We start from the raw sequence: 7,330 nt of genomic DNA on the forward strand, positions 1-7,330 counted from the left end.
CCAGAATCTAAGGTCTTACGGCGTTATCGCTGTCTAATTTTGTCCGGACTATTGAGTCAAGACACTGAACTTGATAACTGCCTTGAAAGCCCCTAAAGCATTGACAGTCAAACTACTAAATGAAATGTGTTCTGAAGCTGCTGTTCAAGAGTTACTTATAGCGCTGGAAGACGGAGAAAATCTAAATGCTGCACTTGAGGCATTAGGAAGAATTGGCAGTGATCAAGCTATCTGTAAGATTCCTCAAGCAATTAATGGCAAGCCCTCCTCTATTCAATTTTTAGCAATCCGAATCCTAGAACAAGTTGGAAGCAAAGTAGCGATTGGTGGATTACGTGAAATTGCCTTGAATGGAGATTCTAATGTTAAACGTAGGGTAGATAGAGCGTTAAAGAAACTAGGTGCTAAATCTAGAGTTTCATCCCTTTCTCAAAATGCAACAGGTTATAAACTACGTGCAAGCGATTCAGCCACGGCTAAGGAAGTATTACCCATATCGATTCAGCAAAATATCCATCTTTCAGTTCGTAGACTAATTCAAGATTTACGACCTGAAGATCCTGATGAGTGGGAGAAGTTTGTAGAGATGTTAGAAAGACTGGATGACCAAAAACATATTCCTGTCTTGCTTGCTGTCTTAGATGAAGAAAATACTAATGTCTTAGCGACTTTTGCACTTGGTCTTTTAGGATGTGAAAGGGTTGTACCCCAATTGCTTAATGCTCTAAAAGATGAAGAAGAATTCATCCGCGGATTAGCTGTTTTAGCATTGTCAAAAGTAGGAACCTCTTCTGCAATAGAAGGTGTACTCCAAGCACTACAAGCACTAGACGATCCAGACGTTTCTGAAGTGGCAGCCGAGTTACTCATACAGCTTGCTAATGAATCAGCACTACCTGGGCTTTTACAGATTTTAGAGAATGAATGGCTAGACTCTGATTTGCGTGTACGAGCCGCTAAAGCACTGATGACGATAGGAGTTGAAGATGCAATCGAAGGATTGCTTCAAGCGCTTCAAGATCGGAATTTTGAAGTATCTTGTGCAGTGGCTGACATATTGAAAGCAGCAAGGAAAGAAGAACGAGCTTCTCGCGAACTACTTGAAAAGATAAAAGATGGAGACTATTACGTCCGCAGTCAATCAACTATTTCGCTGGGTTATCTTGGTGATGATCGTGCTATTCCGCTGTTAATCGCAGCAATTGATCATGAAGATCCAGACATCCAATGGAAGATTGTACATGTGTTAGGAAGATTCTCAGAGCAGCCCATGTCATCGGCAACTCTACAAGCAGTGTGTGAATTAGCTACACCGAAACTGATTCAACTGATCCTAGGAAGTGGTTTTAATGATGCCAGGGTGGAAGCAATAGAAGCACTTGGTAAGCTCGGAGACCCTCAACTGCTATCTAAGTTTTGGCAATATTCGTCTTCATTTCTAGAATTCTTAAAAGTGATAAAAGCAATCCAAAAGCGCTGCGGGTACTACAACTACGAGATCTTTCAAGCCTACCTAGAAGCACAGAAGAACGATCGACCCACCCACCAAGAGAGCGATCGCTCACAAACCAACTACTACATAGAAAGCAATTACGGCAACCTCAACACGGGAACCGTCAATATCGCAGGTGATCAAATTGGCGTAGAATCATCCACACCCAACGACGATTAGCACAAAGCGCAACTGCAAAGCAACGCTCCTCTCCCGATTCCCTTTGTGATTGACCTTACCCAAGTTCCAGACCATCCCCGCCGAGCCGCCACCTATGCCACCTTCAAACTCCTACAGAACCAGAGAATTCGTTATTATGACACCTATAAACCCGCCAAAACCCAAGGCAAAACCGCAGGCGCTCGTCTCGTCGTCGAAGTAGACACCACCACCGGAACCACCCTCCGCACCTAGTACGAAAGCTACGACAATCAAGGTCGTGTCATCCGCATTCATCCCAAACGCCCGATCGACTTAGGACATCTAGAAATCGACCCCGAAACCGGAAAGGAGGTACATCGATGGTAGACACTCACACCAATCACGCCGAAATCGCATCTCTACATTCGATCGTCCTCGCTTCTTTACAACAACTCCTTGATCGACAAATCACCACCCCTCAATTGGTGCAACTTGCTGAACACTATCAATGGGAATTGCTTGAAAGTCAATTGAGGAGCGATCGCTCCCTCAATGCGCGTCATCTCAAAGAGATCCTTTCAGACATCGTGGCTCAGTGGGAAAGCCGCTCACCCGACAGCCCAGAAGAATTTCCCACAGAATGGATTGATCATTGGCTCACACAACTTCAATCGATACCCATGACGCATATCCCTAATAACCAGCCCACGTTCCACATCACCCACCAAAACGGCAACATCAACACAGGCGACATCACGATTCAAGGTGACATGATTGGGACACAACATCACACAACTGAGAATCTCGACCTCTTAGTAAACGATTTTCAAGCATTCATCCTTAGCTTGCAGCAGAAATACACCGCTGTGACGGATGAAACTGCAATTGCACAAATCATTGATGTCGAAGCAAAACTGATCGAATCGCAGGACAAACTTCGCTGGCAAAACTTCCTCAACCTCAAACGCCTCTGGAACGGAAGCAAAAAAGCAGCGCTCAAAGTCGGAGAACACTTTGTCGAATCAAATCCTTGGGGCAAAGGCGCAATTGCATTCCTGGAAGGCGTGAGCGAAGACGTGAAGTAGAGTCACCACGACAACAGGAGCCAAAATCATGCAAATCACGATCGACCTTCCCGACTCTCTTCACCTCAGCGAAGCCGAACTGCGTACCGAACTCGCAATCGCACTTTTCCAACAAAAAATCCTACTGATTGAGCAAGCTGCCAAAGTCATCGAGATGGATGTCGATGATTTCTATCAACTGCTTGTCGATCGAGAAATCCTAACTGCCCCAAGCGACCCTGACGACGACCCAAACGAACTCATTCTTGCCCATTTGCGAATCTCCTTACAGGACATCAAAGAAGGCAGAGTAAAACCCATTTCTGAACTTTGGGATGGAATTGATGTCTGAGTCTTCTGCCATTGAGATCTTAGTCTCACTTGACTTTCAGGCACAACTTCGCAAACTAGCAAAACGATATCGCAGTATCCGGTCTGATTTACAACCTCTGTTCGACGACCTCGAAACTGTCCCGGCGACCAAATTCCTGGCACATCCTATATTGTCTTCAAAGTCCGTGTCAAAAACAGCGACCTTCAAAAAGGTAAAAGTGCGGGCTATCGGGTCATTTACCAACTGAGGGACAAAGTTTGCATTCTTCTGGTCACTCTGTATTCCAAATCGGATGAAACCAACCTTGCAGCCAGCGAGATTCGAGAAATGATCGATCGATTTGACGAACTTAGCAAAGCTCCTGGCTCAGACATCTGAGCAATACAGCTTCCAAAATCTTTCAAGCCTATCTAGAAGTCAAAGCTTATACGATCTCATACTCCAAGAAGCAGGCGAGTAAGGATTCCTGAAGCAAAGAAAAGCTTTGAAAAGGTCGATCGAGACTACGAATCCCCATCTGAAGATCTGCCATTAGAAACACAGCTCTCTCCAATCTCGATCTCCTCCCTCCCTCCTCCCTCCTCCCTCTTCATCCCTCATCTCTCAATCCTTCCCCTAACATGTAAAGATAGACAAACTTTAGATGCTCCCTCTCGGCTTCCGACAATGGCATTCTCTTCGATTACTCGTGCGCTTGGGCGATCGCCCCTCACCACAGAACTTCTTAATAAGTTGGGTCAGCAGCAGTTTCTCAAGCTGAGTGGTCTGGCACGACTGCCCAAAGGATTTGTCGCGTCTACGCTGGCTCAGGCGCAATCTCGTCCCCTCCTCGTCGTCACCGCCACCCTGGAGGAAGCCGGACGCTGGGCTGCCCAACTCGAAGCGATGGGTTGGCAAACGGTACATTTCTACCCCACGTCAGAAACCTCGCCCTACGAATCGTTTGACCCCGAAGCCGAGATGACCTGGGGGCAGTTGCAGACGTTGGCGGATTTAGTGAGGGACGAAACCAAAGAGAATGATGCTCCATCCAAAGCTTCTACTCAATCCTCCTCACGCCTCACGCCTCACGCCTCACTGGCGATCGTCGCCACCGAACGCGCCCTTCAACCCCACCTCCCGCCTGTCGAACTGTTTGCGCCCTACTGTTTGACGTTGGAGCGGGGCAAAGAAATTAATCTGACCACCTTGAGCAATGAGCTGGCTCGACTAGGCTATGAGCGGACAAATCTCGTCGAAACTGAAGGGCAATGGAGCCGGAGGGGAGACATTATTGACGTGTTTCCCGTCGCGGCTGAGTTGCCTGTGCGGTTAGAGCTATTTGGCGACGAGTTGGATCAGATTCGGGAGTTTGATCCGTCTACACAACGATCGCTCGATCGTATTCAAGCGCTTGTTCTCACGCCGACGAGTTTCAGTCCGATCATCCAATCTGCTCTCACGTCTCGCCAAGCGGAAACCTATTTGTCTGCCGAAGATCTGGAGAAATTTGAACAGGGACAGGCGATTCCAGGAATGCGTCGTTTCCTGGGTGTGGCGTTTTCAAAGCCTGCTTCTCTGCTGGACTACTTACCGGACAATACGCTGATCGCTCTGGATGAGCCAGAAATGTGTGAGGCTCACGCCGATCGCTGGTTTGATCACGTCGAAGAACATTGGCAAGAAGTGGGAGCCGTTCAATCTCCAAATTTCCCCAAACTGCATCGCCCCTTTGCCGAAACGCGGTCTGAAGTGGAATGCTTCGATCGCCTCTACTTAAACGAGCTTGCCGAAGAAAAAAATGGCTTGAACTTAGCGAGTCGTCCTGTTCCCGCGGTGCCTCATCAGTTCGGGCGGTTGGCCGAAACGTTGAGAGGAGAGCGCGATCGTGGGTTCTCTACCTGGCTCGTGTCGGCCCAACCGTCGCGATCGGTCGCCCTGCTGCAAGAACACGATTGCCCTGCTCAGTTTGTGCCCAATCCACGGGACTTTTTGGCGATCGACAAACTGCAAACTCAGCATGTGCCCGTTGCCGTCAAATATTCTGGATTGGCGGAGCTAGAAGGCTTTATTTTGCCGACGTTTCGGTTGGTGGTAGTGACCGATCGTGAATTTTTTGGTCAGCATACCCTCACCACTCCCAGTTATGTTCGCAAACGTCGCCGCGCAGCGTCTAAGCAGGTCGATCCCAATAAGCTGCAACCGGGCGATTATGTGGTTCACAAAAATCATGGCGTGGGCAAATTTCTCAAGCTAGAAAGTCTGACGCTCAATCAAGAAACTCGTGAATATTTGGTGCTGCAATATGCCGACGGATTGCTGAGAGTCGCAGCCGATCAACTCAGTGCGCTGTCTCGATTTCGGGGAGCGGGAGATGCAGTGCCCCAACTCAACAAAATGTCGAGCAAAGCCTGGGAAAAAACCAAAGGCAAAGTTCGTAAAGCGATCAAAAAAGTCGCCGTGGATTTGCTGCAACTCTACGCCCAACGTGCCCAACAGCAAGGCTTTTCTTATCCCGCCGACATGCCCTGGCAAGAAGAAATGGAGGATTCGTTTCCCTATCAGCCGACTCCTGACCAGCTTAAAGCGACTCAAGATGTCAAATTGGATATGGAAAGCGATCGCCCAATGGATCGTCTGGTCTGCGGCGATGTGGGCTTTGGCAAAACCGAAGTTGCGATTCGGGCCATCTTCAAAGCTGTGACTGCGGGAAAGCAAGTCGCGTTATTAGCTCCAACCACAATTCTCACTCAACAGCACTATCACACGCTTAAAGAACGATTCGCGCCATACCCGATTCAGATTGGTTTGATGAATCGATTTCGCACCGCTGACGAACGCAAAGATATTCAGCGTCGCCTCGCAACGGGAGAATTAGACATCGTTGTGGGAACGCATCAGCTATTAGGAAAAGGAATTCAAATCAAAGATTTAGGATTGCTAGTCGTAGACGAAGAACAACGGTTTGGCGTTAACCAAAAAGAGAAAATTAAATCACTGCGGACACAGGTTGATGTGCTCACCTTAAGCGCTACGCCGATTCCGAGAACGTTGTACATGGCTCTGTCTGGTGTCCGCGAAATGAGCTTGATTACCACACCGCCGCCTTCTCGCCGTCCGATTAAAACTCATTTGTCCCCTTATGACCCTGAAATGATTCGATCGGCGATTCGGCAAGAACTCGATCGTGGCGGACAGGTCTTCTACGTCGTGCCCAGAGTTGAAGGGATTGAAGAAATTTCAGCGACGATTCGCGAGATGATTCCGGGGGCGAGGATTGCGATCGCACATGGTCAAATGCCCGAAGCCGAACTCGAATCGACGATGCTCACCTTTGGAGACGCGGAAGCCGACATTTTGCTTTGCACCACAATTATCGAATCCGGATTAGACATTCCCAGAGTCAACACAATCTTGATCGAAGATGCTCAAAAATTTGGGCTGTCTCAGCTTTATCAATTGCGCGGTCGCGTCGGACGGGCCGGCATTCAAGCCCACGCCTGGCTGTTTTACCCCAAACAACATCAATTATCTGATGCGGCTCGACAGCGACTCCGCGCCCTCCAAGAATTTACCCAACTGGGATCGGGCTATCAGCTTGCAGTCCGAGATATGGAAATTCGCGGCGTGGGCAATCTGCTGGGAGCCGAACAATCGGGACAAATGGACGCGATCGGCTTCGACCTCTATATGGAAATGCTTGAAGATGCCATCAAAGAAATTCGCGGGCAAGAGATTCCCAAAGTGGACGACACCCAAATCGACCTCAACCTCACCGCCTTTATTCCTGCCGACTACATCCCCGACCTCGATCAAAAGATGGATGCTTACCGATCGGTGGCCTCTGCCCAATCCAAATCCGAACTCACGCAAATTGCCGCCGACTGGAGCGATCGTTACGGCACGATTCCCCCTGCTTCTCTCCAACTGCTGCGCGTCATGGAACTCAAACAAGTCGCCAAAAAACTCGGCTTCTCCCGCATCAAGCCCGAAGGCAAACAGCATGTGATTCTGGAAACGCCAATGGAAGAACCCGCCTGGAATTTATTAAAGGAAAACTTGCCAGAACATCTGCGATCGCGCTTTGTCTTCATGCCGGGTAAAGTCACAGTGCGCGGGTTGGGCATGTTGAGCGCTGACCAGCAGTTGTCAAATCTGATCGATTGGCTGGGTCGAATGCAAGGAGCCTTACCAGAACTCGCTTTGGTGTAGAGACCCTTTCATCAGTCTGCTCTGGTTGAATATAAAAAATCAGCCAATAAATCAACGTGAATTCGATGGAGTTTTCTCGCTTCGTTATTCAGCACTTCTGCCCCCCAA

5 protein-coding genes are annotated in these 7,330 nt (G+C 48.6%); all 5 read left to right on the top strand.

Annotated features, from left to right (window positions below; translation table 11 throughout):
* The first annotated feature begins 82 nt into the window (after window positions 1-82).
* The 5 genes from ACKFKF_RS33695 (at window position 83) to mfd (ending at window position 7,222) form a co-directional block, all read left to right on the top strand.
* Entirely contained in the window at window positions 83-1,672 is a 1,590-nt protein-coding gene (locus tag ACKFKF_RS33695; RefSeq protein WP_446871733.1) for a HEAT repeat domain-containing protein, read from the top strand.
* Window positions 1,673-1,717: 45 nt separating this feature from the next.
* A complete protein-coding gene (locus ACKFKF_RS33700; protein ID WP_446871734.1) occupies window positions 1,718-1,906 on the top strand; it encodes a hypothetical protein in 189 nt (62 codons plus the stop codon).
* 107 nt (window positions 1,907-2,013) lie between these two features.
* Window positions 2,014-2,718: a hypothetical protein gene (locus tag ACKFKF_RS33705; protein ID WP_446871735.1), complete on the top strand. Its 705-nt coding sequence runs from the start codon at window positions 2,014-2,016 to the stop codon at window positions 2,716-2,718.
* Between the two features lie 28 nt (window positions 2,719-2,746).
* Entirely contained in the window at window positions 2,747-3,049 is a 303-nt protein-coding gene (locus ACKFKF_RS33710; RefSeq protein WP_446871736.1) for a UPF0175 family protein, read from the top strand.
* Window positions 3,050-3,697: 648 nt separating this feature from the next.
* Window positions 3,698-7,222, top strand: coding sequence for a transcription-repair coupling factor (gene mfd, locus ACKFKF_RS33715; RefSeq protein WP_446871737.1), 3,525 nt, complete (start codon window positions 3,698-3,700; stop codon window positions 7,220-7,222).
* Window positions 7,223-7,330 lie beyond the last annotated feature (108 nt).

The organism is Phormidesmis sp. 146-12, from assembly GCF_052939495.1.